Here is a 26,917-nt window from a genome sequence, read left to right as displayed (position 1 = left end):
TATAGAAGCTATTTTGCGAATTCGGTTATCTCATGAAAAGAATAAACATAAGGCCGAAGGCGGCGGTTCCAAGAAGGGCAGAACCCACGCATTGAAACCACTTAGCATCAAAAATCTTCCTTGCGCTGATGTATATGAGCGCTGCCATCCACAGAGCCGGTATTGTCAGTCTGATGATCTCGAGCCAGGCTGGCCAGGGTGGAAAGTACCACGAACCGAATATTGGTGCAAGAAGGGTTTCAGGCAGCCATGTAAAGAAGAACCAGGGAATAACGAAAGCCATGCCCAATGGACCAAGTATATCGGAGATGCGGCGCTTTGCCTCACGGGTAAATATGCGGTTCCACAGGAAAATGATTAGACCTGCAAACAGCCACGAGACTACTGCCCATGGTAGCGTAAAAAAAGTCTGCCAGAAGTAGTAAGTCTCTTTTGGAATAGGGAGTATGGGTGCGAATGCGGGTCTGAATCCCGTGAGATGGAGCAACAAGGCGGTTCCGGAATAAAGTATGGCGAAGATGAAGACCGCCCAGAAGCCGATGCCTGCATTCTTTTTGTCGTAAAGCTGGTCTTCTGCCGCCGTGCCTGGCTTCACTATCCAGCGCCAGAAGTATTTGAATATCTTTGCGAACATCATTTGCCCCTTTGACACAAGAAACGGAGTATGGCCTGGACGGTAACAGTTTCATAGCTTTCAGGATACTCCTCATACTCAACGTCATAGTCTTCTTCCTGGTAATACTCCGGTTCCTCTTGACTTGCCATCTGGACCGAGATATAGACGTACAAATCGCCCTTCGGATCGAGCGACGGTGATGAAAAGAACCCGTCTTCATTGTCAGGAAATTCCAGCGCTACCTCTTCGGGTTTGCCGAAAGACTTGGTTGTTGATTTACGTTCAGAGCGGTAAAGCGAATATCCGTCGGTCACGAGGATGGTCTTTTCGTCCGGGGAGAGCCAGCATGAGATGGGCGACTCAATTCCATCGAGAACGACTTCTTTTACGTTTCCGAATTTCTTCGCCTTTGCATCATACTCGGCGACCAGTATCATGTCATTTGCAGTATAATAGACCCTTGAACCGTTCGCAGAAAGCCATGGATACGCTTCTGCATCATCGGTGTTCAATTCATCGAGAGAACGGACGTCGCCGAAAGCCTCATATACCGAAGCCCTGGTTGCTATCCAGAGGTCGTTTCCTTCCCACCCGGAGCCCGGATTTCTCACGAAGATGATTACGAGTCCGTCGTCCGAAATTGTAGGCTGCATGTTGCCGGATGAGTCTGTAAGTTCATTGATCTCGCCCTTAAGGAGAATGGGTTCCGACCACGCCGCATCGAGCGTCGAACGCTTCCACAGATACAGCAACTCCTCACCGTTCTCGTTCGAGAAGCCACCGATGAAGTAGAGACCGTTGGATGAAACGCGACCGGGAACCGCATTCGGGGTCACAAGGGTATCCTCAAGCGAATACATCGCACACGGTGTTACTTTTCCGGCATTTAACATGGATGAGATGAATACTAGCCCTAGAGCAAGGTAAATTTTATTCATGACTTTGCCTCCATGATTTCAATTTTTCCAAACAGTTTATTCTCATTCCAGGGTAAGTCAATACCCGTCAATATCTTGAGGAGAAAAGACTCTCATCAACCTTGGATATCGAGGGGTTCTTTGCAGCGAACCCTGTGGATGATGAACGCCCTCTTTGCGAGCCTTGCAAGCCTTTCTGAGGATTCGAGTGAGAGGTGTACCCTCCGTTCGCTCTCTCCTCCCGGCTTATCCAGTGTCGCTTCGATGAGTAAAAGATCCGCACCGTTGATTCGGGGTTCAAGATTCGAGCCAAGACCCGCATCGCCCGTATAAACTATTCTCTGATTAGCAAAGAAGAGCTCGTAGCCGACCGCAGGGAGTTCCTGGCCGATTCCCTGACTCGTGCTTCCGGAGTGTACAACCTTGAAGGATTTGATTATAATCTCTGCGAACTTCAAAGACCTTGAATCCTCGACTTCATGCCGGACGACTTTGAAAGGCATCGTATTTGAGTAGAGAGACTCGAACGCGTCGAGTATTGCAGGCGGTTCTCTGGCTCCCTTCGGCATAGCTATGACAAGTTCTTCGCTCCGGCCTATCATCCGCATGAAGCCTAAGAGGGAGTGAATACCGCCGATATGATCGAAGTGACCGTGAGATATGAGGACGGCTGAGAGCGAGCGGAAGTCGCAGTTCAAGGATACAAGATCCCTCAGCGTGCCGTCTCCAGCATCCATGAGCAGCGATCCGCCTTTCTTCGAGGTTACAAGAATGGATGTTGCAACGCCGGCGGAGGAGTAGAGTACTCTTACTCCCCATCCTTCGCCCTGCCAAAAAAGACAAGTTTCATTCATACGGGGCTTACCAGGTAGGTAATAATGAACAAAGCAGTCATCGCAAGCTGAATGATCCTCAGAACCTTAAGGTTCTCCTTCTTTACCCAGTGCCACCCCCATGTGAAGGCAACAGTAAGAGCGGAGATGAGCGTGAACACGAGAAGCAGCATCGGCATCCCCAGGGTAGGGCCTATAAAGGTAGCGATCCCTGGCGAGAGTACCGATCCGTACAGAAGCATGAGATGTATGACATAGACTATCAAGGTCTCTTCGCTCAGGAAGAATGCCTTTCTAATCTTCTTGGCGAAACCGACCCTTTCGAGAAGCCACGCAATGCTTATCACTAAAAGCACACCGCCTATGTTCGCGAGAACCTGCTCTGGTTTGTTCGGAGAGCCTATCCCGAACGGCCTGCCTATCATGAGCGAGACGACGAACCCTATTATGAAACAAGCTACACCCGAAATGATGGCGATGATGATGTACCTTCGCTCATCCTTCAGCTTGCCCGACTCGGGAAAAAGGATTCCGAAGCACGCTCCGAATAAGATGTATCCCCACCATGGAAGAATCGTGAAGTTGGAACCGTACTGGGTAGTGAGCCACGATACAAGCGGCGAAGGACCTGGAAGATTTAACGGTCGGACTAAAGGAGCGAGAGCCAGACACGCCACACCCAGGGGCAAAAGCACCCACATAGCCCTCCTGGGACGACCCAGCAGCATGCAGATGAGATGGAGCAGGATGAGGCCGATTGAGATTATATGAAGAACGTCAACGGCGGTCATTCTTGCAAGGAGTTCGGGATTCATCATTCGGATGGTCTTTGAAAGACTCAAGGACGGAAGATGTAGCCAGTAGCCTATCACGAGAAAGTATATGTAGCGCCTCAACCTCTGCCAAGTCTTTGCCCCGAACTTGCGGTATTCATCCCATCTGCCGCGCGTTACCACCATGAATATCATACCGGAGCCGAAAAGAAACAGCGGCGCAGTCAGTCCGTGAACGGTTTCGTGTATCCTCCAGAAAAGCCCCTTCTGGATTGCATCATTCGCAAGCGCCCTGAATACGTGTCCCTGGACCATCAAAAAAATCGCAAACAAGCGGAAAAGGTCAACAAAAAAAAGTCTTGAGCCGGGTTTTCTCATATATTCGGGGCCTAGCGCCTGACTACTCTGCGTCTGCATTTTTTTTACTTGAGTTGGAGTTTGGAAGCACAACGGCTCTGTAAATATATGTTGCACCAAGAGATATAAGAAGAACGCCTACCCCCCACGCGATGTCCGGAATCAGTTTGAAGGCGGCAAGCGCGAGGCCAACTCCGAAGAGGATGAGGAATACGGCTGCTCCGAATCGGATTATGCATCTTTTTTCGACTCCTTCCTTCATATAGAGAGTATTCTTTCTTATGGCGCTCACGAGAACCCAGATGCCTATAGTTTCACAAAGCACGACAGGAACAAAACACCACAACGGAACCCAGCCCTTCCAGTAGAAGAAGAGGGCTAGTCCTGAAAGAACAAGCACGCCGCCAATAATGCTCGCAAGGACGATTCTTGAGCGTTTATGCATCATGCCCCCTCTCCGAACGATCTTTTCCGCATTCCGCATGCTATCCAGGGTTAAGAAAAAGTCAAGAATTTACCATACGCTAATCTGACTGTCTGAGCTGTTTTCGTGCAACAGCATACGACTCTGAAGCAAGAAGGTGCGAGATATAACTGCGACCCCATGGAACAATGTAAAGATACGTTTTCATGTCAGGCTTGAATCAAGAAATACGAAGTAATTTCTTGGGCTGGAGGCGCCTGATGGGAAGAGCCGGTCTGGCAGAATTAACCTTAACGAGTAACCTCAAACACGACCTGTCTGCTCGGAATCCATACCTGATTCGGATACCCAAAAAGAACGTCTCCTGCGTTCTTTTGGGGAAAAGTCCGCTTGACGGTTAAGGTCTCTGAACCTATAATCCCCTGTGATAAAGATATGCTTTTACGAAGGCTATAAAGCCGAGGAGGTCCCTAAAGAGTTGATACTCGAAGGGGAGCGGGTTACGGTCGACGAGATAGTCCTTGAAGCAAACGTTTACAATGAAACCGTTAGGGAATATGAGCGTCTAATAAAGGTGAGATGCGGAGATCGTTACTTCGAGCTTTCAGGCAGCCTGGAAGGCTGGGATTGCAAGGAGGTTTATTGTGAAGCCTCAAGGTAGACTACTCCTTTCAAGACTGGACAACTACAGGAAGAGGAAGAATTCTCTCCAGATGTTAGCCGTTCTCGTGCTTTTTGTCGCTTCAGCACTCCTGGCAAGCATTAGCTCCTTTATGCTGTTCTCACCCCTACCCTATCTTTTATTATTGATACCGCTCGGTCTTTTCTTGCTTTTGATTATACGAAAGCCTTCTTTGTACGAAGAGGCAATATCTGCCGAGGAGAGAGATATTACCTGGAAGGATCGCCTTTCGACGGCCGCAGACATCTCGCAAAAAGGGAACCCTAAGGAGGTGTATTCTGAAGAACTCAAAGGCGATTATCTAACAGGGATAGAAACCGCTCTTGAAGCGAAAAATCTGAACGCCGACAGGGAAAAGAAGCGCTTTTACGCGTCTTTAGGCATCCTGGCCGCTTCGTTTGCGTTAAGCCTCTCGGTCCTCATCCTCGCTCCTCGAAGACTCTGCTTCGGCATGAATGCCTTGTTTGCACCAGGAAGCCTCGATTTGAGGATTGAGTCTGTTACAGGTGATACAATTCTAGAAAGGGGGACGAGATTCCAGGCAAAAGCAAGGATTGTATCTCCTGTAGGGCTGCGATACGTAATCCTCGAGCAGACAAGCAACGCTAAAACCACAAAATCGAAGGTTAAAATCGAGGATAAGCTGGCAACCGCCGACATCAGGATGGATAGTGATGTAAAGCTCAGGTTCAGCCGACTGGGCAGGAGTTCAAAAGAGGTCTACCTTGGTCTGAACGAGCCCTTTGAGATAAAAAACGTCACTTTTACTGTAACACCTCCGGGTTATACGCGAGAAAAGCCTGTTGTATTCCATGACTTCAACATCTCGGCATTGCCGGGCAGCATGGTAGATTTTGAAGGCGAGGCGTCTTCAGAACTCAATGAGGCTCATCTGCAGAATGGCGACAGTTCATCCCGGATACAAGTCTCCGGGAAACGATTCATGGCGAGCTTTAGATTCACGAACTCAATGAATGCGGCTGTTGTTCTTGAGGATAGAACAGGCTCAAGGAAGGAACAGCGCATATACGTTAATGCGAAGCACGACCAGGTTCCCCTTGTAGACCTTTTTATGCCGGGGAAGGACGCCGTTCTTGATAAATCCATGTCTTTATACCTGGGAGCAGAAGCGCTCGACGATTACGGCCTTGACCAGGCGATGCTTGTTATGCAGGCAACTGACGGACAAATGATATCTATAGGCCGTTCCCGTGGAAAGGTTGAGGATACCTTGTACTACAAATGGGATTTGAGCGGACTAAACCTGCTGCCTGGAGACGAGATTAGCTACTACGTGGAGGTGTCCGATAACGATGCAGTATCAGGGCCAAAATGGGGCCGAAGCAAAACCTACAGGTTGAGACTGCCCGGTATGGACGAGGTTTTTTCCGAACTGACTGAATACGGCAACAAGACTGCCTCAGGACTATCAGCACTCGGCGAACAACAGAAGGAGCTTGGAATGGAGCTATCGAGAATCGAGTCCAAGCTCAAACAGGATAAAACCATGCCGCCGGAGGAAAAGGCAAGGCTTGAGGAGATACTGGAAGCCCAGAAGAACCTCATGGGTTCAGTGGACAGCATCGCTCAGGAAGCGAGGCAGTTCCTGGAGAAACTGAGAGAGGGAGCCATCAGCGACCCTGAGATGCTTGCCAAACTCTCATCACTCAGCAAGATGCTTGCCGACATGATGCCTCCCGAACTCCGCTCGCGCCTGGATGAACTCGCAAGCGCCCTGAAGAATGACCCTCAAAAACTCGCGGAGGAACTCGCTAAGACAGGCTCGCTCAGTCGCGATCTCGAAGGACAGCTCGAGCAGGCGATGTCGGTGCTCGAGAGATTCCTTGAGGAGCAAAAACTCTCGGATCTTTCCGAAAAATCCGACGCCCTCGCCAGAATGGAAGAAAATCTCATGAAGGAGGCAGGAAAGCTCTCTGAAGAGGAAGCCAAAGCGCGACAGGAAGAGATAAGAAAGGGACTTGAGGAACTTGCCAAACAGGCTCAGGAGCTTTCCGAAGCTCTAAGGGAGAAAGGGATTTCGGACGAACTCAAGAAGCTTGCCAGCCAGATGGCTGGCGAGAACAAAAATCTCTGCGACAAGGTCAGTAAAAGTTTGAGTGATTCAAAAATGGACAGGGAGAGCGCGAAAAAGCTTAGCCAGAATCTGAAAAATGCATCGATGCAGTTCGGACAGATGGCCTCAAACCTCAAGCGTTCAAGGCAGGATGAACTCAACCGCGAGATGGCTGCCGCTGCAAGGGAGCTCCTGCTCTTAAGCGATGAGCAGGAGAAGCTCACCGGCAATCTTCCTGCGGTTCCATCGCTTGAGGCCGCTGCAAAAGCTGCAGAACTAGAACGTGCGCTGGAGCGTGCTAAGGAGAATCTCTACCGGCTGGCAAGCCTGAGCTTTAACGTTCCAAGGGACGCAATGCAGAACCTGGCCGAGGCGTCGCGCAGCGAGGAGGAGTTCAAGGAAAGCCTTATAGAAGGCAGAACACCGAGTGCGCAAAGCCAGGCGCTATCCGCTCAAAGCGCAATAGACCGCGCGGCCGCGTCCCTTCTCAACGCTTACGCGCGCAGCCTTGGGCAGCAAGGGGCTTCGTCAACAGGTCTTGCGGAGATGCTCAACGCACTATCTCAGATGAGCCTGGCGCAGCTATCGATAAACCAGCAGATGGGCGGACTTCTGCCCCTGCCGATATCCGGTCAGATGACCGCCGCTCAGCAGGCCGCACTCGGAGAGCTCCTGAGCCAGCAGGCAGGTCTGCGGGAGCAGCTGGAGGAACTCTCGAAGGGTCAGGGCTCAAATCCTGGACTTTCGGGAATGCTCGAGGGAATCATCGAGGAGATGAAGAGAATGGAGGAGGATATGTCGCGTTTCACGGGAGAACGCGAACTTGTGAACCGGGGAGAGCGCGTTTTCAGAAGGCTTCTGGACGCAAAAAACGTACTGCGGAAAAAGGATGAGACAAGAGAAAGGGAGCGTGAGATTGGAAGCGTATGGAGAAATCTTTCTTCGCCCTCAATGCCGCTTGATGCAGGAGAAAAGAACCTCTGGCTCAAGAAGGAGATAATCCGAATAGAAAGGTCGGACTACCCTGAAGAATACAAAAGAATGGCAAGACAATACATAGAATCGCTGATGGAACGTTAAGCATGACTTTTGGAGTTCTGGTTCTATGTCTCTTCTCGCAATCGGACGTCTTGACAACGCTTGAACAGCGTCTTGTTACTGCATTCGATGAAGATACCTACAGGCGCTATCTCTATTACTGCCGCCAGCAGGATCAGGGTTCAAGGCTTGTTGAGACCAGCTCCGAACTGTTGAGCAATTACCCTGACAGGGAGATTCTAAACCTAGGCCGCGCCGAAGGGCTATTGATGTGCGGGAGGAACGACGAATCATTCAAAGCCTTAAAGGAGCTTTATGGAAAGTCGCCACAATGGGGAAGCGATATCATCTTTACATTAAACGAACTCGAATCCGATTACGTTGTATGGTTCATTACAGAGGAAAGAAAACGAACGTCAAACCCGACCCTGCACGCTCCGACGATGGTCGGTTTCTATTTAAGGCAAGCCAGAAACGAAAAGGCGCTTGAAGAGGTAGCAAACGCACTTGAGGCAGGAGCCGATTCGAAGGTTTTCAGCAAGCAAATCAAAACCTTATCCGAAAGACTTGGGCCGCGGAAGGTCTCAGCGAAATTGAGGACTAATAAGGATTCAAGCGCATTCGAAACGGCGCTCCAGCTCGGCGATACCCTTTTCTTGTTTTCAATAATAGAAAATACAAATGATTCGGGAGAACTCGCATCAATCGGAAGAAAAGCAGAGGAGAAAAAAATGTATGATGTTGCGTTAGAGGCTTACGAAAAAGCCGGCGAAAACATCGGCGCTGCAAGAATGATTCACGCCTTGGGGGATACAAAAAAAGCAAAAGAACTTCTTAGGAAAGATACGTCTATTCAATCCAAAACGGAGTTGGTCTTCATCCTATCGGAGTCAAAAGCAACATACCAGGAAGCTATTAAAACTCTTTATGAGATAGAAGAAGCCAGGGGAATCAGCGCCTGGACAAGGGTAAGGGTTTCCGCCTTAGAGCTTTTGAGAGGCAATTGGGAAAAATCCGGGGAGCTTCTTAAGGGCGTACCTGAGGACAGTTCTTCTTTATTACTTAAGGGCATTCTAGCCGCAGTTGACGGCGAAACGGACACGTTAAAGCTTTATATGGAATCCTTGCTCATCCGCTATCCTGGCAACTCGCTCGAAAACGACCTAGTTCTTTTGTACAAGATTGCATTAACGACTCCCCAGGATGCAAGCGATTACGCAATGGCGCTTGCAGCCTTGCGATGGGGTGATGCCGAAGACGCCTTGTCGTTTTCTTCACAAATCCAGAAGCGTTCGAAAGAGGCAGCGGATGAAGCTCTGCTCTTAATGGCGCAAAGCTTGGCAAAACTCCGACGATATCGCGAGGCCGACGAGGCATACTCGAAGATTTCCACGGACTGGCCAGAAAGCTCTCTGGCGCCGAGAGCGAAATTCGAGCGGGCGATTCTTTTGAGAGACAGGATGAATGATCCCGGGAAAGCGAAAGATATTCTTGAAGAAATAATCCTTCGCAACCCTGCATCACTTTATGCAGATCTTGCACGACACGAAATTCAATGAAAGAACATTGACACTTCCTGCAAGCTAGGTAAACTAGAGCATGAGCCTCACTCCAGCAGATATCAGAAAAAAAGAATCCCGGCGGGTACTGAAAGGACATGAAAGCGATGCAAGGGAGTTCCTTTTCGAGTTTGCTGCAGAGCTTAAGAGTTCAAACTCAGATACGGGAATTTTGAAATTCAAAATCAGCGACCAGCAGGAAACCGTCAAGGAATTCCGCAAAATGGAGCAGGTTCTCAAGGATACCCTTTCCCGGGGACATGGCGCGGCGGAGCTTCTCGGACGCAACTTTCTTGAGGATTCCGAAAAGATAAGGGAAGGAGCTAAGAATGACGCGGAGAAGCTCAGATTTTCGGCTCAACTTGAAGTTGAAAAGCTGCAAGCGGACATATGCAGTCTCCACACCCAAAAACATGCTTTTCTCGTGGAGGATGGAAGTAACGCCGGACAACTATGGAAGAATTCTCGAAAGATTGAAAAAGGAGACTCAAATTGACGAGACAGCAGATTGAAGAAAGTATCGAATTCATTCGTTCGACAACTGACATAGTTCCTGAGGGGCTCTTGATACTCGGTACAGGTCTCAAGGATGCTATTGGAGAACTTGATGAAGCGGCAATAATACCATACTCTCATATCCCTCATTTCCCGACGCCTACTGTTTCGTCCCATGAAGGCGAACTGGTTATCGGACGGATTGAAGGATATCCGTTGACGGTGATGAGAGGAAGACCCCACTTTTATGAGGGCTACACCATGGATGAAATAACCTACCCCGTTAGAGTCGTGCGTGAACTTGGGGCAAGGATGCTGGTTGTGACCAACGCGGCTGGCGCCCTGAACATCAACTTCAAGATAGGGGATATTGTTATCATCTCCGATCACATCAACCTGATGGGCGTCAATCCCCTAAGGGGCTTTTCAGATGACGCAAAGGGACAGAGATTTCCGTCACTCAGCCAGGCATACAATCCTGAACTCATGAACAGCTTTACTGCTGCAGCTCTTGCAGAAAAAATATTACCTAAGACAGGCATCTATGTAGCGGTAGCCGGACCAAGTCTTGAAACCCCTGCGGAACTAAGGTTTTTTCACAGCGCTGGAGGAGACCTTGTAGGCATGTCCACGGTCCCAGAGGTGATTACCGGCGTACAGCTAGGCATGAGGATTCTAGCCGTTTCTGTTGTATCCAATATGGCTATATTCCTTCCCCAACCGTCAAACGGAGACACGCTTGAAGAAATAACAAAAGCAGCATCCGAAACCGCTCAAAAGATGAGGAAAGTATTCAAGCGCTTCTTCAAGGAGTTCAGCAAATGAAGAAATACATGTTGATTCCAATTTTTTTGGCACTCTTTTCAGGATGCGGTTCCAAGAGTGATTTGAGTTTAAAAAAAGCCCGCGAAGCCCTTGACAAAAGAGACTTTTCGAAGGTAATAGTCGAGCTTGACCCATTGAGAAAGAGCAATGACCCCGTTGTGCCTGAAGTCAATTACCTCATGGGAAGAGCCTACTTGGGTCTCAAGAATCTCTCGGAGGCTGAAAAGAATTTCAAAAAAGCCCTTGCGTCAGACACTCTCTACAGAGACAGCATCGCATTAGCTTATAAGAAAAGGGGCATTGAGCTCGGAAAGGTTGGAGAAAGAGAACTGGCTATCGAATGCTTCGAATCGGCAATAAGAACTTCAAAGCGCATCTATATGGGCGACGCTTATTCCCTCATGGGTGATTTGTATGAGAAATTCGGGGAATACGGAAAAAGTGTTTACTACTACCGGCGCTCCCTCGCGTCGCTGAAGGATTCAACTTCACGAGCAATGGCATGGGAAAAACTGATAATCCTCTTGGAAAAACTCGGAGACAAAGGCGAAGCCTACCAGGCAACCGAGCAGGCGATGCAGGAAAGGCATTATTATCTTGAACCCAGATACTGCCAGAACGCTTATCTTTACGCCGAGGATCTTTTTCAAAGGGGGCAGCTCGACAGTGCGGATTTAATCATGACCAGGGTCCTTCAGGTCGAACTATCCCAGATGCTCAAGGATGATATCTACTTTCTTGCGGGCGAGATAAGACTCCGGAAAGGAGACGTTGAAGGCGCCAAAGCGGCTTTCCGGGAGGTTCTAAAACTCAGCGTCAACGCATCAGCCGCTCTTGCTTCTAAGGCCCGCGAGCGACTGGCGCTTTTAGGAGAGGAGACGAATTGAAACAAGCCATAATGATTTTTGCAGGACTGCTTTTATCCTTGCCGGTCTCGGTTAATGCAAAAACAGTCAAACCGGAATCACTGCCGCAAGACAGCGTTCTTCTTTTAGGGGAGACTGCGTTTGCGAATTCGGACTTCAGGAAGGCTATTTCTTTTCTGAACTATTATGTCCTGAATAATCCTACGAGCCCGGATGTACAAAAAGCCCAATTTCACCTTGCAGAATCTTATTACAATTTGAAGAAGTACGACGAAGCCTCGGTTGAATACGAGTTCCTGTACAAGCAGTATCCGGGTTCACAATACTCAGAACAGGCGCAGATCAAGGCGGCTACATCCAAATTCGAGACATCAGAACCCTACTACAAAGAGCAAATAACGACACTGGATGTTCAAAAAATGGCTACCGAATTTCTGCGCAAATACCCCAATTCCATCTACGCACCGGACGCAAGAAAACTTCTGGCAAGGATAGACGAAAAACTAGCAAGAAAAGAGCTTGAGGCAGCCAAGCTTTATTTCAAATTCAAGGAATATAACGCTGCCGTTATGTCTCTTGAGTATATCCTTGGTGAATACCCTCTAGCTAAAGAAACCAATTTCGAAACCAGCTACTATCTCGGCCTATGCAAGATGAAACTGGGCGAACTTGAAGAAGCTCAGGCGCTTATGGAAGAGTTGTCAGGAAACCAAAAGTGGCAGAAGAAAGCGCAGAAGGTGCTCGCGAAAATCGCAAAAGAGCTTGAATGAAGCGCATAGGTGTGTTAGGCGGATGTTTCGACCCCCCCCACATCGGCCATATGATTCACGCTCAGTTGGCCTCCTGCTTCTTTGAACTGGATAATATCCTCTTTATTCCAGCAGCCGCCCCTCCTCATAAAGACGCTTTCGCATCCTATGAAGCGAGAGTGAGGATGACTGAACTGTCGATTGAGGGAAATAAGGATTTTAAGGTTTCAACGATAGAGAAGGAAAAGAATCTTTCCTACACGGTAGAGACCTTGAGTGAATTGAAATTGAACCATCCCGACTCTCGATTATTCTTAATAATCGGCAGCGATGAATACGATATGTTTAACACCTGGCGCGATCCGGAGGCTATTATAGTGATGGCTGAACTCATTGTATTGCCGAGACGAACTGCTACAGTTCGCGATACCGATACAACTAGGAAAGTTTACTTCCCGGATTTTCCGATGATAGAAGTTTCATCATCAATGATTCGAACAAGATTGAAAGAAGGGAAAACAATTAATTATCTTGTTCGGGACAAAGTCAGGGATTATATTAACGAAACAAACCTTTATAAGGAGTGTTGATGTCCGATTTGTGGAAAGAAGTAACATCCTGGCTTGCTGAAGCAACACGTTCTGCAATAAAAGAAACCGAAGATCTTGCCCTGCGTGGTAAACATCGCTTCGACGTACTAGGCATGAACACCGTTCTCGGGGAAAAATTCACCGTCCTTGGAGGAATAATATACGCAATGCTCGTGAAAAAAGAGGCTCCTTCGAACATCTTCAAGGATCCGAGAGTAAAAAAGATACTCGGGGAGATAAGGGAAATAGAGACATCCCTGAAGGAAGCAAAAAAGAAGGCGTCAATCAATAAGACAGAGACAAAAACCTCCGTTAAGTCAAAAAATAAAAAGAGTACGCTACGAAAGGCCCCTAAGAAAAAACAAAGAAGCGCCGTTTCAAGGCCAAGAAAACTGAAGAAAGCTACTTAAAGCTACGAGGCTCTTTCTATCCGCCGAGCTTAACAAGCGGAAGCCCTTTCGAACAAAGCGGACAATTCGAAGACTCGTAAGCAGGCAGCGCATATCTGAGCGCGGAGATATAGTTCAAATCAGAAGGAGATTCCGCTGCCCTGTCAACAAGAACTGCTATCTGAGCTACCTTCCCGCCCTTTGCTTCGATTGCAGATACCGTCTTTCGAACAGACCCTCCTGTAGTCATCACATCGTCAACGACAAGAATGCGTTCGTCGGATGAAAGGCCCTTTCCGCGTCTAAGAACCATCTCATCGCCATCAGACTTCTCGGCATAACCAGCAGGTATCCCGAGCTGTCTGGCGGCCTCGTATGCAACAATCATCCCGCCGAGCGATGGACCTATTACGCGGTCGAAGGTTCCATCAATCTTTGAGCATAAGGATTCGACGAAGAGAGAAAGAACGTCAGGTCTTTCTAGAAGATAAAACTTCTCTACATACACTCCGGAATGCTTCCCGGAGCGAAGCAAGAAATGCCCTTCCTTTATGGCGCCGCACCCCTTAGCGAGAATGAGAAGGTCAGCGCCGCTGTTCATTGGGAAAGCTCCTTTCTGTATTCTTCAATGACTGCTACCGGATCCCTAGCCTCGACAATAGGCCTGCCGACTACTATGAAATCCGCACCGGAGAGAGAGGCCCCTTTAGGCGTATCCGTACGCATCTGATCCTTCTTGTCCTCGCCCGGAAGTCTGATACCCGGGGTTACAACTACGAAGTCTTTTCCGCACCTCTCTTTTATGGGCTTTATTTCGTTCGGTGAGGCGACAACTCCTGAAAGACCCGCGCTCTTTGCAAGTTGTGCAAGAAGCAGGACGTGCTGGTTGAGATTGTTAGAAGGCGAACCGAACAGATCGCGGAACGCCGCCTCGTCTATTGAAGTAAGTACAGTAACCCCGAGAATTATCGGGATGCCGCTGTGCATGCTCCAGGTCTCCTTGACTGCGGCTTCCATCATCTCGAAACCTCCCATAGCATGTACGTTGAACATGTCGACTCCGAGGAAGATGCAGTTTGCTGCGGCTCTGGCAACGGTGGACGGTATATCGTGGAATTTGAGGTCAAGGAATATCTTCTTTCCTGAATCTTTTATGAGCTTTACGGCATCAGGACCGGTTTTTGTGAAAAGACCGGAATCTATCTTGTAGAAATCAAGATGGCTTGAGGTTTTGTTTACGAAAACCTTTAATTCTTCAATAGATGCAACATTCGCTGCAACTATCAATTCTGTCATCTTTCCTCCAATCTGCCAATTAATTCTGAGGGTGAAGCAATACCCTCGGAATTAATGCATTCTTCAAACTCCTTAAGAATCCTAATCAGCGACTCGGGGTTTACCAGATTGATGCTCCCCAACTCCACGAGACTGGCGCCCGAGAGCATGAAATCTCTGACGTCCTGACCGCATACCGCCCCTCCGGAAGCGACTATCGGTATGCGGATGCGTTTTGAAACCTCCCGAACAAGGTAGAGTACATAGGGTTTAATGGCAGGGCCTGAAAGCCCTCCCGAGCCTGAGCCAAGGAACGGTCTCCTTCTTTTTGCGTCCACTACCAGGGCATTGAGGGTGTTTATGAGAACGACCGCGTCCGCACCTGAATCGGCAGCAGCCTTTGAAGTTTCACGCACGTCGCAGAAATTAGTGGTAAGTTTTACCCATATCGGCCTGGATGTCAGTGAACGGCACAAGGTTGTAACCTTAGCTACTTTATTTACAGACTGTCCGAGTGCGGCGCCACCCTCTTTGACGTTAGGGCACGAAAGATTGAGTTCGTATCCGGATATTCCCGGCGAGTCTTCAAGCGTCTCTATCAGAATCCCGAATTCATCTTCGTCAACGCCTGCCAGATTGACGTAAAGGGGCGTGGAGAAACGAATTGATGGAAGTATCCGGGTCTTGAACTCCTCCAGTCCCACATTCTCCAACCCGACGGAGTTTATGACCGTTTCGACTGAATCCCAGATTCTTGGAGGAGGATTACCCTTCTTCGGCTTGACGCTTATTCCTTTTGTTACGAATGCGCCGGCTTTTTCGATAACGTTTGAAAAGGTCAGACCGTAGCCGAAAGTGCCGGAGGCAAGAACCAGCGGGTTCTTGAAAGGGCTGTTTTTAACGAAAACCTCTAGATTCAAAGGAGTATCTCCTTGAGATTGAAGACAGGGCCTTCGGTACATACCCTGTGGTATATTTCATCACAGCCAAGAACCGCACATCCAACGCACAGGCCTGTGCCGCAACCCATGCGGGATTCCAGAAAGGCGTATATCGTCTGTTTCAGGGCTAGCGCCTTGAGTGAAACAAGCATCGCTTCCGGACCGCATGCATACAACACCTTTGTCTCGTAAAGCTCCGGGAGACTGGGCAGGACATCCGTGAGCAAACCCTTCTCGCCCTCTGAGCCGTCTTCCGTCGCAAGAATGACCCGTTCGCAACAGGTGCGGAACTCGCTGACAAGGATTAGCTCGGTTGACGTTCGTGAAGCGATGAGAGCGTAGCAAACAATTCCGCATTCCTTGAACTTTCTGGCAAGGTAGAGAAGCGGAGCGACTCCTACCCCCCCGGCACAGAGCATCACCGGGCTCTCTGAAACCATCGGCGCGCCGCAACCTAGTGGTCCTCTGATATCCATGGGAGTTTCAGGCTGGAGTTGCGATATCCACGAAGTGCCAGGTCCCACCACCCTGACTACAAACAGTATGTCCTCATTCATACAATCAGAGACCGATATCGCCCGCGGAAGGAACGTTTTTCCCGTCTGTAATTCAAAGAACTGACCGGGTTTGATTTCACCCACTCCTTGGATGCGTACTCTTAGGGCAATCAGCCCGCGAGCTAGCTCCCGGCGTTCAAGAAGAATCGCCCTGCGGGGTTCCATCTTCATTCAAAAGATTGAGCGCTTCTTTAGCGGCCTGGCTTTCCGGATAGCGTTCTAAGAGCTTTTCGTACACGTTCCGCCATGAAGGATCATTAAGTTTGTAGCGTTTTATCCAGATTATCCCGTACATTGACTTGGCTGCATACTCGCTTTCCGGATGTTCTTCCGACACCTTTTCATATTCTGCAAGAGCCCTTCTCGCGTCTCCGATACTTAGAAGATAAGATTCTGCCAAGAGAAACTGTTCCTTTGCAGGATCTATATCGGCTTGATCCGTTGTATCGGATGAGATTCTCGATTCAAGAAGCGTCTTTTTTCTTTCCGCTATCGCAGAATAGTTTGATTTAGTCTCGGAAGTGCTTATTGTATCATAGTATGATATGGCAAGTTCATACTTGCCTTGTTGCTCGAATATGTTTGCTACGAGGTAAAAAGCCTCTGCCCTGCTGCCTGAAGAACCCCGGGGAACCCTGGCCAGTATCTTTAAGGCTTCGGACGTATCGCCTTCGACAAGAGCTATCTTTCCTTTAATCAATTCTGCCTGTTCGTCGATATCTGGGTATCTGCCGCTGATCTGCTTCAGGGTCCGAGAGGAGTTACTGTACGAACCACTTATGTAATAGAGATTGGCAAGTGTAAGCCCCCTTGCATAATTATCTTTAGAAGTCTCGGCACGTTTAAGGTAGCGTTCATAGACTTTTATCGCATTAAGCGTATCTCCGCCGGCAAGCTCTATTTCAGCAAGATTTATCCTTGCCTCGTTAGATATCTCACCGAATGGGTAAAGTTCGAGAAAATCACTAAAAGCCTTGCTTGCGGAAGGCCAATCCTTCTCCTTTCTGAAGGCATCTGCCCAGGCGAATCGAGCTTTTTTTGAGTATTTACGGATAGGAAAAATATCATTCAGCTCGACTCTGCCTTCAGAGTATCTACCCTGTTCAATCAATGCTAAGGCGTGCCTGAAACGCGCCTCATCTATATAAGGGCTTTCAGGAAAATTCTCGATGAATCCTTCGAATTGAGGCAAAGCCTTGTCGTATCTCTCCATCCAGTAGTAATTCATAGCTATCAGAAAAAATGCATCGTCTACCCACCTGGAATCAGGATATTTTTTTGCTACTGTAACCGCTTTTTCAAGCGACTTCTGAAACAAAGACCTGCCTGATCCCTTGCTTTTTTCCTCATTGTTCAGTCCTTCCTTATAGTAGCGTTCTGCGTTATAGTAGGTATTAAAATAGGCGCACCCTGAAAGGAAGGCAAAAGATGATGCAAGAAAGGAGATTATGAATCTTATCTTAGCGCTTTTTTTAAATTTCCTTTTTTTGCATGTTGTCCGCATCATGAACATACTTTTATCCCCCTTTTTTAAATGATTTGTAATGATCAAGCCTCCCTGAATTGCCTGAGAAAACGCATATCATTGGTGAAGAAGTGCCTGATGTCATCGATCTTGTATTTTATGATAGTGATTCTGTCGATACCCATCCCGAATGCGTAACCTCTGACTTTATCCGGGTCATAACCTACGTTACGCAACACCTGGGGGTGAACCATGCCGCATCCGAGCAGTTCTATCCAGCCGCTGTGAGAACACATGCTGCATCCTTCGCCGCCGCATATTACGCATGAGATGGAAAGCTCCGCTGATGGTTCCGTGAAAGGAAAGTAGGAAGGAGAGAATTTTACTCTAACTCCTTCGCCGAACATCTCCTGCGTGAAAACCTCAAGTGTCCCCTTAAGATCTGCAAAACTCACGTCTTCGTCTACATAAAGCCCCTCTATTTGATGAAATACGGGCGAGTGGGAAGCATCGAATGGATCGCGCCTGAAGACCCTGCCCGGCGCAATAACCCTGACAGGAGGCTTCATCTTTTCCATTACCCTGACCTGCACAGGTGAAGTGTGGGATCGCAGAAGAAGCCCGCAATCGAGATAAAAGTTACCGAACATCTCCCCCCTTGCGGGATGACCTTCAGGAATATTCAAGGCTTCAAAGTTGTACCAGTCGGTTTCTATCTCAGGGCCTCTTATCTCCTCGAATCCCATACCGGTGAAGATTTCAACAATCCTTGAGGTGACGATTGTCAAGGGATGTATGTGACCTAGAAACCTCTTCCGGCCTGGAAGGGAAATATCTATCGAGGACGTTTTTACAGAATCTTTGAGTATTGAAACCCTGCGCTCTATTTCAAGTTCAAGTTCCTCTTTCAATAGATTCGCCGCACTTCCGGCGCTGCGACGTTCATCTTCGGACAGATCTTTAAGTGTTCTTAAAACGTGTGTGAGCGCCCCTTTTCGGCCCAGATACTTGACCCGCAGCAGCTCTATATCTTCAATGCTTTTAGCCGCTGCTAAGGCGGCCAACGCTTCGGATTTAATTGCTGCTAGGTTTTCCAGCATTCATACCCTCCCTGACTTTTTCTGCAAGAAGGGCAAAATCCTCTGGATTCTCTACTGCTATCTGGGCAAGAGTCTTTCTTGAGATATCGATTCCTGAAAGCTTAAGTCCGTGAATAAAACCGCTGTAGTTCAATCCCAACGGCCTGAGTGCAGCATTTATGCGTATATTCCAGAGAGCGCGCATCTCGCGTTTCTTGCGTCGCCTGTCGCGATAACTGGACTCCCAAGCTTTTTGAACGGCAGTACGTATGGACCGGGTCAAACGATGACGTCCTCCCCAGTAACCCTCGGCGTAATGACGCCATTTCATCTTGCGGGAATGACCCGCAGGTCCGCCTTTCACTCGAGGCATTATTTATTCTCCTTGTACTTTTTCTTTTTTGACTTTCGTGTTCCCGACATTAGGCAGCATCCTCTTCATCCTCTTTTCGTTCACGCCTTCTATGGTTGTAGGCTGCCTTAAACCGCGCCTGCGCGGGGTACTCTTGCATTCCAAAAGGTGGCTGTGGCCGGATTTGTATCGTTTAATCTTTCCGGTACCGGTAACTTTAACCCTTTTGGCTAATGCACGCTTTGTTTTCAACTTCGGCATCTTGCATTCTCCTTAACAGATGATATTAACTTTCTTCCTCTTGAGGCATCTTCGCCTCAGAGTAATCTCCCGCATTATCGACTCTCGTTTCATCTTCGCTGTCTGATGCGTTAGATTCCCTTCTCGAGCCTGACTTGCCTGAACTCCTGCTCGGAAGAAACATCACCTGCCATGACTGCCTGGTAGTGCCTTCAATAGTAGGTTCTCCTTCCATGACCGATATATCGGCAAGTTTAGCTTTAATCTTTTCAATCATCTCCAATCCGCGATCCTTGTGCACAACTTCACGGCCGCGCAGAATTACCGTCAGCTTCACCCTGTCCTTGGCCTCAAGGAATTCCTTCATCTTGCGGACTTTAGTGTCGAAATCGTGCTCGCTTATCTTCAAGGTCAGCCTCATCTGGCGAACTGCTACGGTGTGCTGGTGCTTCTTTGCTGTCTGCTGTTTGGCTTTTTCTTCGTAAAGAAACTTTCCGTAATCGAGAATCCTGCATACGGGCGGATCAGCCTCCGGAGCGATTTCAACAAGATCGTACCCTTGAGCAACAGCCATACGCATCGCTTCCTTTATAGGAAGGATACCTATCATTTTTTTATCAACGCCTACGACGCGAACATAATCTGATCTTATTTCGTGATTTATGCGATGTCGGCGTTTTGGAATGGGCGCAGGCCCGGCAAAGCGTCTGTGAATCTATCACCTCCGCGCTTTTATTTCTTTTTTGAAACGTTTTATAATCTCGGCAACGGAGTAACTGCCCATATCGCCTTCGTGATGGCGTCTTAGAGCAGCCCTGCCTTCCTGAGCCTCGCGGGCTCCAACGATAATCATATAAGGAATCTTATCGAGTTCCTGGCGTCTTATTTTGGCGCCAATCTTCTCGTTTGAAAAATCCGTTATAACCCTTATCCCTTCATCAATCAATTCTGCAGCAACCGAAGATGCATATTCCATGGCTGAATCCGTTACGGTTAATACCGCCGCCTGGTAAGGGGCTATCCACAATGGAAACTCGCCTTTATAGAATTCTATCAACCCACCTATGAATCGCTCAAGCGAACCGAGAATGGCTCGATGGATCACGCGAACCTCGTGTTCCTTACCATCCTCTCCTGCGTATGTCAACCCGAAACGCTCAGGCAGATTGAAGTCGAACTGAATGGTCGAAGCCTGCCAAGGTCTGCCCAAGGCATCCAGCAGCTTGATGTCTATCTTAGGGCCGTAGAACGCGGCCTCACCCGTCATTTTTTTATATGAGATATTGTTATCCTTAAGTACCTTTTCAAGTATGGACTGAGCATGCTCCCACTTGTCAGGCGTTCCCGCATACTTGTTGCGATTATCAGGATCCCACAGCGAGAGTTCCACCTTGATATCTTTATAACCGAATGCACGGGTCATGAAAAGAGCGAGGTTGAGTACTCCCTCGATTTCCGATGGCGCTTGTTCAGGCGTGCAGAAGATATGAGCATCATCTATCGTGAGTCCGCGGACGCGAAGCATTCCGTGAAGAACACCCGAACGTTCGTTGCGGTAGACAGTTCCGAGTTCGGCATAGCGGATAGGAAGCTCCCTGTAGCTGTGTTTGGCGGATTTGTAGAGCATCATCTGGGCTGGACAGTTCATCGGCTTTATTACATATTCTTGTTCGTCTATAGATGTAAGAAACATATTTTCTTTATAGTATGAGTAATGACCTGATATCTTCCACAGTTCGGCTCTGGCGATATGGGGGGTCGTGACAAGCTGGTAGCCGCGTTTCAAATGCTCCGAAGTCCAGAACTTCTCTATCTCCTGGCGGAGTATAGTTCCCTTAGGTTTCCACAACACCAGTCCTGGTCCGACTTCCTCGACTATATCGTATAAATCCAGCTTCTGACCTATGATTCTGTGATCGCGCGCCTTGGCCTCTTCTATCCTTTCAATATAGGCGGCAAGCTCCTCCTCCTTGGGAAATGATATGCCGTAAATCCGCTGCAGCATTCTGTTCTTTTCATCGCCCCTCCAGTAAGCCCCAGCCACGGATAGAAGCTTGAATGCCGCTATCTTTGATGTGTCGTCAAGATGCGGACCGCGACACAAATCAAGAAAATCATCCTGTTCGTAAATGCTTAATTCATTGTCAGGTATCTCATCAAGTAATTCAAGTTTTAAATCCTCGCCGTAGAACCGGTAATAATGTTCCAGCTTGGATTTTGGAAACACTTTTTTCCTGATAGGCAGGCTCCTTGCAGCCAGCCTGCGCATCTCCTTTTCGATTCGTTTCAGATCATCTTCCGTAAATGGCTTTTCTACGTCGAAATCGTAATAAAATCCCTCTTCAATAGCGGGTCCGATTCCTAGTTTTACCCTTGGGAAAAGCCTTTTTACGGCATGAGCCATAAGATGAGAAGTCGAATGCCAGAATATCCTTCTGCCTTCTTCATCTTCAAAAGAAACCCATTTTATACTTGCTCCATCCTCAACCCGAGTGGATAACTCCACCGCCTCTCCGTTAAGGATAGCGGCAAAAGCCCCTTCAGGGGCCAGATCGCGAAGACGCATCCTGTCTTCAACGTCATGAGCAACGCCTTCAAGCGTTATTTTGACCATGTGGCGTAAGTCTACGCGAACTAAGGCTTGTGTCAAGCCGCAAACCATGGCCCGCAAGCGACGCAACACAGTAAAATCAAGCCCACGATACGCTTACTGGGGTTTACCAGTGCGGATTTTATTCAACGTCTCGATAAGGGCCGTTACGTCCTTTATATCCTCGCTTGCTCTTACACCCAAATCCGAACCTGGATCGAGTTGAACTACCTCTTTCCATACCGCAAGAGCCTCTTCGTAACGCTCTTCGGCATAGTACCGGTTGGCCTTAGCCATCAGCTGTTCCTGTCTTCTCCGGACATCAGGAGAAACAACTTTCGATGTATCCTTTACCACAGGCGTTGTTTTAGAGATGTAGACTGTATCCACCCTTTGAGGTAAGTTTCTGAAAACAACGACTTCCTTCACTTTTGGTGATTGTACATCGCGGATATAGGAAATGCCGAACCGCCACGGTTCACCTGAAAACCCTTTGTTGACCCATACACCACCCCTGTCGTTTTCACTTTTTAAGACTACTCCCGCCCCCCATCCGTCTGTTGCCACAACGCTTTCGACTCTGAGGAACAAAAAAGGGTCGTATGCAAGTCCTCCCCCTGCTCTGAAAGCGACCGGAGCTACTTCGGCCGATGCCCCGGCAAGGAACTTCAACCCTTCGACTACCGGAACGGATGCGCCTATTTGAATCATTCCGCTTAAATGAGCGGTATCTGGGGCAAGCCACAATCGGGGTCCGAGGGCTAATCCAACATACTCTCTCCACTGAAGACCTGCCCTAAGAGAGTAATTGGATTCCGAATTCGCGGACTCGAAGGACGCCCCGAACGCTGCACCAAGGGCAAGAGGCAGCCTCAGATTTCCGGCGCCGATTGAGAAACCGGTCGTTTGAGTATTGTGATGTACGGAAACCGCAGCTGGCCATCCCCTGTAGTTATAAGAAAAACCAACGAGATTATATGCAAAGAGTCCTTCAGCCGCTACCCCCGCTTCTATTGAATCGACCCATGCAAGCCCGGATGGATTATACTCAAGAGCGAATACTCCTTTTTCGAGCATCATACCTGCATCTGAGCCGCAAGCAGGGCCTACCCCGAAGAGCCCGAAAGGATAACTAAATAAAATCATCTGGATAATGACGTTCATAAAGATTCCACCGCAAATGCAGTCGCGAGGTTTCTGCCGTTCTTCTTGGACAGATAAAGCGCTTTATCGGCCGCAGAAATAAGCTTTTCAAGACTTATCTCATATCTTGTCGTCGTAACGCCGATTGAGATAGTAATCGTTATTTGAGATTCGCTGACTCCCTCCACGCCTTTCAGGGAAATAGATTCAGATTCAACGGCGTGCCGGAGTCTTTCCGCAACCCTCAGAGCGGCCTGTTCATCCGTCTCCGGAAGCATAACGGCAAACTCTTCGCCTCCGTATCGGCCTATGGCGTCGATGCCGTCACGCGTAGCTGCTGCAAGCCTGCGCGCGACAGAACTCAAAACCACATCCCCTGAAGGATGACCGTAGGTATCGTTTACTCTCTTGAAATGATCTATATCGCACATGAGAAATGAAAGCGGTCTGTCATAACGGATAGAACGCCGGAGTTCCACGGAAAGAAGTTCAAGGAAGTATCTCTTGACATATAGACCGGTGAGACCATCCTCTGTAGCCATCTTGAAAAGCCTTTTGATTTCAATCAGTTTTTCCTTCAGTTCGTCGTAGCTGAGCTGCAGGTTTCTAGCCATGTCATTAAAAACTCTTCCAAGCAGTCCGAGTTCATCGCGAGAACGGACATTGACCCTTGCGGCAAGATCACCCTTGGATAACGAAATCGCCTGATTCTTGAGCTTGGATATCGGGGATGTAAAAACCGAACTCAAAAGAAACGAAAGAAGAATACTTATGGCTAATATTCCGCAGATAACGGGCAGAATGGTCCTTAAAGCGTCTCCTATCGCTTTATCAAGAACTCTTGGGTCCATACGGACCTGAGCGAACCCCAGCGTATCGCCTCTGACGAATATAGGCGAAACAAATGTAAATCCGTCCCCTGGTTCGTTAAGGACGACTTTTCTGGTTTCCGGCCGAGCGATGACAAGGGAATCATCCCAGTCGAAAAAGGCGGCTTCTTGCACCCATGTTTTCAAGGTATCCTTTTCTACAACCAAAACGCTATCGGTAACCTTCGCAAGGAACGTGAATAATGAACGCGACATATCGTAGAGTTTAGGCGAAGTAGCCAGCGAATCCTCAAGGTTCATTTCAGACAAAAAAGTCGAATCCTCGGCCTTCAGTCGCTTTATTTCGGTTGCGACGTAGTAAAACGCAACCCTGTCCACACCTGACAACTGCCTGGCCAGTATCTCCCCCCTTCTACGCACCTCTTCCCGCAATACATTCTGTTCGTGACGAATAAGCAAGTACCCTAATCCGGAGGTGCATAATATGACAATGAAAGTCACAACCAGCGGCAGCTTGATTTTCAAACTCACTCCGCAATATTAAGGATGAAGATGCCTTTGTCAACTAATAGTAATTAGATTGCCGCCAAAGATGTTATTTATTTTGTATTCTTTGAAATCCTCGATTTCTTTTTCGATCTTTCTATGACATCTTCGATAAAATGAAGGCCCCAAAGTACTGCAATTATCCCTAGCGTAGCAAAAAGGGATAGCAGCCAGAGTCCCCTGGATACAGCAATTCCTATCCCGGCAACCGCCCAAATCGAAGCCGCTGTTGTAAGCCCATGAACGGTTCCTCTTTCCTGTATTATTGTTCCTGCACCAAGAAAACCAATACCTGTGATGAGTCCTGCGGCAACCCGGCCTGCATCCAGTCCTCCTAAATCTGCAACTATCATGAACAAGGCAGAACCGAACCCTACGAGAATATGAGTACGCATGCCTGCCGGCTTTTCAGAAAGTAATCTTTCCAAACCGACCGCCGCGCTTAAGACGAGCGCGGCTCCAAGTTTCAAAAGCGGGAGGAGAAGGTCAGACATTGCAAAGACTTAATTCTTGAAATAGTCGTCAAGAAAATATGGTTTTTTTCCTTTTGAATTATCTTCACCCGATTCGCTTTCCTGGGGGGGGATTATTTGAGATTCTTCAGGATTCGTAAGCTGGTTTTTTGCCTGTTCTTGGATGACATCAGATGCTTCATCCGGTCGTGAAACATCCTTAACAACCGGTGAAATCAACTGGGAATGACGTTCATGCTTTCTTGCTTCTTTCTCGAGTTTCGCTATCATTTCAGGGGAAAGAGGCTCGCCTGATACAGTATAGCCGGTGTATTTGTTATCGGCGTCAACTGCAGGTCTGAAAGGCGAACGTTTTCTTGCATCACGGATGAGTAAGAGAGAGACAACTACCATCGCGCCAAGTAATGGGATAAGCCAGAGCCATGTCAGAGGCTCAGGCCACAAAGCGATAAGATCGTAAAGTCCGTGAGCGAATACGGATATTGTAAATCCGAAGAGAATGAGAATAGGCTTTAATGCCGGATGCTTTGAGAACTTTGCTCTTCCTGCGAAGTATCCTATGAATGTGCCGAACATTGCGTGAGCGGGAACCGCTGTTATTGCACGAACGACTGCTGTAAGTATCCCGCCCGATATAACGTAGAGTACGTTTTCTACTGCAGCAAACCCCAATGCAGCCGATACCGAATATATCAGACCATCGTAAGGTTCATTCATGTGCTTCGACCAGTAGGCTGTTGAGAAAAATGCAACCGCTTTGAAGAACTCTTCGGTTATCCCTATCTCCACGAATGCCATAAAAGAAAGTTCCTGAATACTCAATGAAGACGCATCCAAAAGCGTATGTCCCCAAAGCATCTCCACAATAACTACAGGTATGGCTGAAAGAGCTCCTATCCCTGCAGTAAGTATCAGCCTGCGGAATGGTTCTTTATCGTAACGGTCTTTTATCCGGAAGAAGAAAAAAATGGCAACTACAGGACCGAGGGCTAGCGTAAGATAACTCATTGTCCCGCTTTCGATGATTCAAGAAACAGTTCAGCGGCAATAATCTCGGCTTTCTTTTTGCTCCCAGCCTCGCCTGTCGAAACAAGTTCACCGTCTACGAACAACCCGACTCTGAAATGGGGGCAATGATCCTCGCCATCTTTATGCAGGACTTTATACTCGCACCTGCGCCCTGAAAGTCTGATATTCAATCTAGATTTTGCGTCAAAAGGTATTATCGAAAGATCTATATACGGTGAAACCTGAGTCCTGAAGAATCTGCGGCAGTACTTCAATCCCCTGTCCAGATACAGAGCGCCGAACAAAGCCTCAAAAGCATTGGCTAGTATTGAATCTTTCTGGCGACCGTTGGTTTCCTCGCTGCGACCAAGACGCAACACTGAATCAAGCTCGAACTTACGAGCAATTTCCGCCATGAATTCACCCGATGAGTAGCGGTTTTTAAGTTTTGAGAGCATACCTTCATCGGCATGATCCATTGCTTCGAAAAAGAACTCTCGTAAAAGCATTTCATAAACGGCATCACCCAGAAACTCAAGTCTCTCGTAAGACTTACGCTTGTCGCCCATCTGTTCGTGAGCGTAAGACGGGTGCGTAAGTGCGCGTTCAAGCAGCTCTCTTTTCCTGAAGGCGATTTTGATTTTTTTTGCAAAGTTCTTCACAATGCCGGGAGCCGGACTCGAACCGGCACGGGGCAAAGCCCCGAGGGATTTTAAGTCCCTTGTGTCTGCCAATTTCACCATCCCGGCTAAAGACAGATTTTATGCCCATATTACTCCTCTGTCAACTGCATTGTATGTCTTAGATTAGATGTTACTTATTATTTGCCCCTTCCGGTAATGCCCTCATTACGTGGCATGAATCATTCAAATCGTATGCCAAAGGGAGGTCAGGAATCACACACCCCAACAGGTTGCTGCGCACCCCGTTGGGGACCCCGAACCAAGTCAGATTTAACTCTTTGCGGTCAGGAATCACGGTCAAATACTCCCCAAAAGTAGCGGCTGGAAGCCTACAGCTTCGGCGAGTAAGAGATGTTACTTCGGGGTCCCCGCAAAGCTACGAAGTAGATTGCTTCCTCCGTTCGCCATCTCATGTTGCGGGGCAAAAAAAGCTGGTCAGAAGATGGACAAAAGGTGGTCAAAAGACAGACAAAAGCTGGACAAAATTTCTGTGATGGTTAGTCAGGATTCGAGAAATGGAGTCCCGTTTGATGAAAAGCGTCACGAAC

General features: G+C 48.2%; 29 protein-coding genes and 1 tRNA gene. 9 read left to right on the top strand and 21 right to left on the bottom strand.

The genetic code is table 11. The features are described from left to right. Positions 1-25 precede the first annotated feature (25 nt). The 5 genes from GX441_03505 to GX441_03485 all read right to left on the bottom strand — a co-directional run bounded on the left by GX441_03505 (position 26) and on the right by GX441_03485 (position 3,944). The gene (locus tag GX441_03505; protein NLI97710.1) at positions 26-637 is read right to left on the bottom strand and encodes a hypothetical protein; all 612 of its coding nucleotides are present in this window, start codon (positions 635-637) and stop codon (positions 26-28) included. Further along, complete coding sequence (locus tag GX441_03500; protein ID NLI97709.1) at positions 634-1,554, bottom strand: hypothetical protein; 921 nt, start codon at positions 1,552-1,554, stop codon at positions 634-636. Before GX441_03500 ends, GX441_03505 begins: the two co-directional genes overlap by 4 nt. 95 nt (positions 1,555-1,649) lie before the next feature. After that, positions 1,650-2,387, bottom strand: coding sequence for a ribonuclease Z (locus GX441_03495; protein ID NLI97708.1), 738 nt, complete (start codon positions 2,385-2,387; stop codon positions 1,650-1,652). Continuing rightward, positions 2,384-3,517, bottom strand: a complete 1,134-nt coding sequence (locus tag GX441_03490) for a DUF1624 domain-containing protein (protein ID NLI97707.1) — start codon at positions 3,515-3,517, stop codon at positions 2,384-2,386. The genes GX441_03495 and GX441_03490 overlap by 4 nt, the downstream gene beginning before the upstream one ends. 22 nt (positions 3,518-3,539) lie before the next feature. Then, positions 3,540-3,944: a hypothetical protein gene (locus GX441_03485; protein ID NLI97706.1), complete on the bottom strand. Its 405-nt coding sequence runs from the start codon at positions 3,942-3,944 to the stop codon at positions 3,540-3,542. Between the two features lie 400 nt (positions 3,945-4,344). Between GX441_03485 and GX441_03480 the strand changes: the two genes are divergently transcribed. From GX441_03480 to GX441_03440, 9 genes are read left to right on the top strand one after another with little or no spacing between them, the layout of a single operon-like run. Next, positions 4,345-4,581, top strand: coding sequence for a hypothetical protein (locus GX441_03480; GenBank protein ID NLI97705.1), 237 nt, complete (start codon positions 4,345-4,347; stop codon positions 4,579-4,581). Continuing rightward, positions 4,565-7,756: a hypothetical protein gene (locus GX441_03475; GenBank protein NLI97704.1), complete on the top strand. Its 3,192-nt coding sequence runs from the start codon at positions 4,565-4,567 to the stop codon at positions 7,754-7,756. The genes GX441_03480 and GX441_03475 overlap by 17 nt, the downstream gene beginning before the upstream one ends. Before the next feature lie 2 nt (positions 7,757-7,758). Then, on the top strand, positions 7,759-9,273 hold the full coding sequence (locus GX441_03470; GenBank protein NLI97703.1) for a hypothetical protein: 1,515 nt from the start codon (positions 7,759-7,761) through the stop codon (positions 9,271-9,273). 40 nt (positions 9,274-9,313) lie between these two features. Then, positions 9,314-9,769 (top strand): hypothetical protein, encoded by a 456-nt coding sequence (locus GX441_03465; protein NLI97702.1) that lies wholly within the window; start codon positions 9,314-9,316, stop codon positions 9,767-9,769. Continuing rightward, positions 9,766-10,593 (top strand): purine-nucleoside phosphorylase, encoded by an 828-nt coding sequence (locus tag GX441_03460; GenBank protein ID NLI97701.1) that lies wholly within the window; start codon positions 9,766-9,768, stop codon positions 10,591-10,593. Before GX441_03465 ends, GX441_03460 begins: the two co-directional genes overlap by 4 nt. After that, the gene (locus tag GX441_03455) at positions 10,590-11,480 is read left to right on the top strand and encodes a tetratricopeptide repeat protein (protein ID NLI97700.1); all 891 of its coding nucleotides are present in this window, start codon (positions 10,590-10,592) and stop codon (positions 11,478-11,480) included. Before GX441_03460 ends, GX441_03455 begins: the two co-directional genes overlap by 4 nt. Beyond that, entirely contained in the window at positions 11,477-12,229 is a 753-nt protein-coding gene (bamD, locus tag GX441_03450; GenBank protein ID NLI97699.1) for an outer membrane protein assembly factor BamD, read from the top strand. Before GX441_03455 ends, bamD begins: the two co-directional genes overlap by 4 nt. Continuing rightward, positions 12,226-12,798 (top strand): nicotinate (nicotinamide) nucleotide adenylyltransferase, encoded by a 573-nt coding sequence (nadD, locus tag GX441_03445; protein NLI97698.1) that lies wholly within the window; start codon positions 12,226-12,228, stop codon positions 12,796-12,798. Before bamD ends, nadD begins: the two co-directional genes overlap by 4 nt. Continuing rightward, a complete protein-coding gene (locus GX441_03440) occupies positions 12,798-13,208 on the top strand; it encodes a hypothetical protein (GenBank protein NLI97697.1) in 411 nt (136 codons plus the stop codon). The genes nadD and GX441_03440 overlap by 1 nt, the downstream gene beginning before the upstream one ends. Before the next feature lie 16 nt (positions 13,209-13,224). Here the strand turns inward: GX441_03440 and GX441_03435 are convergent, their stop codons facing one another. The 16 genes from GX441_03435 to GX441_03360 all read right to left on the bottom strand — a co-directional run bounded on the left by GX441_03435 (position 13,225) and on the right by GX441_03360 (position 26,435). Further along, a complete protein-coding gene (locus tag GX441_03435; GenBank protein ID NLI97696.1) occupies positions 13,225-13,788 on the bottom strand; it encodes an orotate phosphoribosyltransferase in 564 nt (187 codons plus the stop codon). Continuing rightward, on the bottom strand, positions 13,785-14,483 hold the full coding sequence (gene pyrF, locus GX441_03430) for an orotidine-5'-phosphate decarboxylase (GenBank protein ID NLI97695.1): 699 nt from the start codon (positions 14,481-14,483) through the stop codon (positions 13,785-13,787). The genes GX441_03435 and pyrF overlap by 4 nt, the downstream gene beginning before the upstream one ends. Further along, positions 14,480-15,382, bottom strand: a complete 903-nt coding sequence (locus GX441_03425) for a dihydroorotate dehydrogenase (GenBank protein NLI97694.1) — start codon at positions 15,380-15,382, stop codon at positions 14,480-14,482. Before GX441_03425 ends, pyrF begins: the two co-directional genes overlap by 4 nt. After that, the gene (locus GX441_03420) at positions 15,379-16,131 is read right to left on the bottom strand and encodes a hypothetical protein (GenBank protein NLI97693.1); all 753 of its coding nucleotides are present in this window, start codon (positions 16,129-16,131) and stop codon (positions 15,379-15,381) included. Before GX441_03420 ends, GX441_03425 begins: the two co-directional genes overlap by 4 nt. Beyond that, positions 16,097-17,467 carry a tetratricopeptide repeat protein gene (locus GX441_03415; protein NLI97692.1) on the bottom strand — a complete coding sequence of 457 codons (1,371 nt, stop codon included), beginning with the start codon at positions 17,465-17,467 and terminating at the stop codon, positions 16,097-16,099. Before GX441_03415 ends, GX441_03420 begins: the two co-directional genes overlap by 35 nt. Before the next feature lie 41 nt (positions 17,468-17,508). Beyond that, a complete protein-coding gene (gene pheS, locus GX441_03410) occupies positions 17,509-18,525 on the bottom strand; it encodes a phenylalanine--tRNA ligase subunit alpha (protein NLI97691.1) in 1,017 nt (338 codons plus the stop codon). Beyond that, positions 18,500-18,877, bottom strand: coding sequence for a 50S ribosomal protein L20 (rplT, locus tag GX441_03405; GenBank protein ID NLI97690.1), 378 nt, complete (start codon positions 18,875-18,877; stop codon positions 18,500-18,502). The genes pheS and rplT overlap by 26 nt, the downstream gene beginning before the upstream one ends. Before the next feature lie 3 nt (positions 18,878-18,880). Next, positions 18,881-19,117 (bottom strand): 50S ribosomal protein L35, encoded by a 237-nt coding sequence (rpmI, locus tag GX441_03400; GenBank protein ID NLI97689.1) that lies wholly within the window; start codon positions 19,115-19,117, stop codon positions 18,881-18,883. Between the two features lie 25 nt (positions 19,118-19,142). Then, entirely contained in the window at positions 19,143-19,811 is a 669-nt protein-coding gene (locus GX441_03395) for a translation initiation factor IF-3 (protein ID NLI97688.1), read from the bottom strand. 3 nt (positions 19,812-19,814) lie between these two features. Continuing rightward, positions 19,815-21,710 carry a threonine--tRNA ligase gene (gene thrS, locus GX441_03390; protein ID NLI97687.1) on the bottom strand — a complete coding sequence of 632 codons (1,896 nt, stop codon included), beginning with the start codon at positions 21,708-21,710 and terminating at the stop codon, positions 19,815-19,817. Between the two features lie 93 nt (positions 21,711-21,803). Next, positions 21,804-22,850 carry a tetratricopeptide repeat protein gene (locus GX441_03385; protein ID NLI97686.1) on the bottom strand — a complete coding sequence of 349 codons (1,047 nt, stop codon included), beginning with the start codon at positions 22,848-22,850 and terminating at the stop codon, positions 21,804-21,806. Continuing rightward, complete coding sequence (locus GX441_03380) at positions 22,847-24,190, bottom strand: GGDEF domain-containing protein (protein NLI97685.1); 1,344 nt, start codon at positions 24,188-24,190, stop codon at positions 22,847-22,849. Before GX441_03380 ends, GX441_03385 begins: the two co-directional genes overlap by 4 nt. Before the next feature lie 68 nt (positions 24,191-24,258). Beyond that, positions 24,259-24,699 carry an MgtC/SapB family protein gene (locus GX441_03375; GenBank protein ID NLI97684.1) on the bottom strand — a complete coding sequence of 147 codons (441 nt, stop codon included), beginning with the start codon at positions 24,697-24,699 and terminating at the stop codon, positions 24,259-24,261. A 9-nt stretch (positions 24,700-24,708) separates the two neighbouring features. Continuing rightward, positions 24,709-25,686, bottom strand: a complete 978-nt coding sequence (locus GX441_03370) for a PrsW family intramembrane metalloprotease (protein ID NLI97683.1) — start codon at positions 25,684-25,686, stop codon at positions 24,709-24,711. After that, positions 25,683-26,348, bottom strand: a complete 666-nt coding sequence (rnc, locus tag GX441_03365) for a ribonuclease III (protein ID NLI97682.1) — start codon at positions 26,346-26,348, stop codon at positions 25,683-25,685. The genes GX441_03370 and rnc overlap by 4 nt, the downstream gene beginning before the upstream one ends. A 2-nt stretch (positions 26,349-26,350) precedes the next feature. Next, positions 26,351-26,435 (bottom strand) — tRNA-Leu (locus GX441_03360). Between the last annotated feature and the right edge of the window lie 482 nt (positions 26,436-26,917).

It is taken from the genome of bacterium, assembly GCA_012517375.1.
Classification (GTDB): domain Bacteria; phylum Hydrothermota; class Tepidihabitantia; order B3-TA06; family B3-TA06; genus JAAYVC01.
Note: the sequence above shows the minus strand (reverse complement) of the source record. Positions and strands in the feature narration are given on the sequence as shown.

Coding starts and splice junctions, on each gene's coding strand:
- GX441_03415 (NLI97692.1), bottom strand. CDS start 17,467: ATGATGCGGACAACATGCAAAAAAAGGAAATTTAAAAAAAGCGCTAAG.
- GX441_03385 (NLI97686.1), bottom strand. CDS start 22,850: ATGAACGTCATTATCCAGATGATTTTATTTAGTTATCCTTTCGGGCTC.
- GX441_03485 (NLI97706.1), bottom strand. CDS start 3,944: ATGATGCATAAACGCTCAAGAATCGTCCTTGCGAGCATTATTGGCGGC.
- GX441_03455 (NLI97700.1), top strand. CDS start 10,590: ATGAAGAAATACATGTTGATTCCAATTTTTTTGGCACTCTTTTCAGGA.
- GX441_03435 (NLI97696.1), bottom strand. CDS start 13,788: ATGAACAGCGGCGCTGACCTTCTCATTCTCGCTAAGGGGTGCGGCGCC.
- GX441_03500 (NLI97709.1), bottom strand. CDS start 1,554: ATGAATAAAATTTACCTTGCTCTAGGGCTAGTATTCATCTCATCCATG.
- rpmI (NLI97689.1), bottom strand. CDS start 19,117: ATGCCGAAGTTGAAAACAAAGCGTGCATTAGCCAAAAGGGTTAAAGTT.
- nadD (NLI97698.1), top strand. CDS start 12,226: ATGAAGCGCATAGGTGTGTTAGGCGGATGTTTCGACCCCCCCCACATC.
- GX441_03505 (NLI97710.1), bottom strand. CDS start 637: ATGATGTTCGCAAAGATATTCAAATACTTCTGGCGCTGGATAGTGAAG.
- GX441_03440 (NLI97697.1), top strand. CDS start 12,798: ATGTCCGATTTGTGGAAAGAAGTAACATCCTGGCTTGCTGAAGCAACA.
- thrS (NLI97687.1), bottom strand. CDS start 21,710: ATGGTCAAAATAACGCTTGAAGGCGTTGCTCATGACGTTGAAGACAGG.
- pheS (NLI97691.1), bottom strand. CDS start 18,525: ATGCTGGAAAACCTAGCAGCAATTAAATCCGAAGCGTTGGCCGCCTTA.
- GX441_03490 (NLI97707.1), bottom strand. CDS start 3,517: ATGAGAAAACCCGGCTCAAGACTTTTTTTTGTTGACCTTTTCCGCTTG.
- GX441_03465 (NLI97702.1), top strand. CDS start 9,314: ATGAGCCTCACTCCAGCAGATATCAGAAAAAAAGAATCCCGGCGGGTA.
- GX441_03420 (NLI97693.1), bottom strand. CDS start 16,131: ATGAAGATGGAACCCCGCAGGGCGATTCTTCTTGAACGCCGGGAGCTA.
- GX441_03375 (NLI97684.1), bottom strand. CDS start 24,699: ATGTCTGACCTTCTCCTCCCGCTTTTGAAACTTGGAGCCGCGCTCGTC.
- GX441_03495 (NLI97708.1), bottom strand. CDS start 2,387: ATGAATGAAACTTGTCTTTTTTGGCAGGGCGAAGGATGGGGAGTAAGA.
- GX441_03470 (NLI97703.1), top strand. CDS start 7,759: ATGACTTTTGGAGTTCTGGTTCTATGTCTCTTCTCGCAATCGGACGTC.
- pyrF (NLI97695.1), bottom strand. CDS start 14,483: ATGACAGAATTGATAGTTGCAGCGAATGTTGCATCTATTGAAGAATTA.
- GX441_03370 (NLI97683.1), bottom strand. CDS start 25,686: ATGAGTTATCTTACGCTAGCCCTCGGTCCTGTAGTTGCCATTTTTTTC.
- rplT (NLI97690.1), bottom strand. CDS start 18,877: ATGCCTCGAGTGAAAGGCGGACCTGCGGGTCATTCCCGCAAGATGAAA.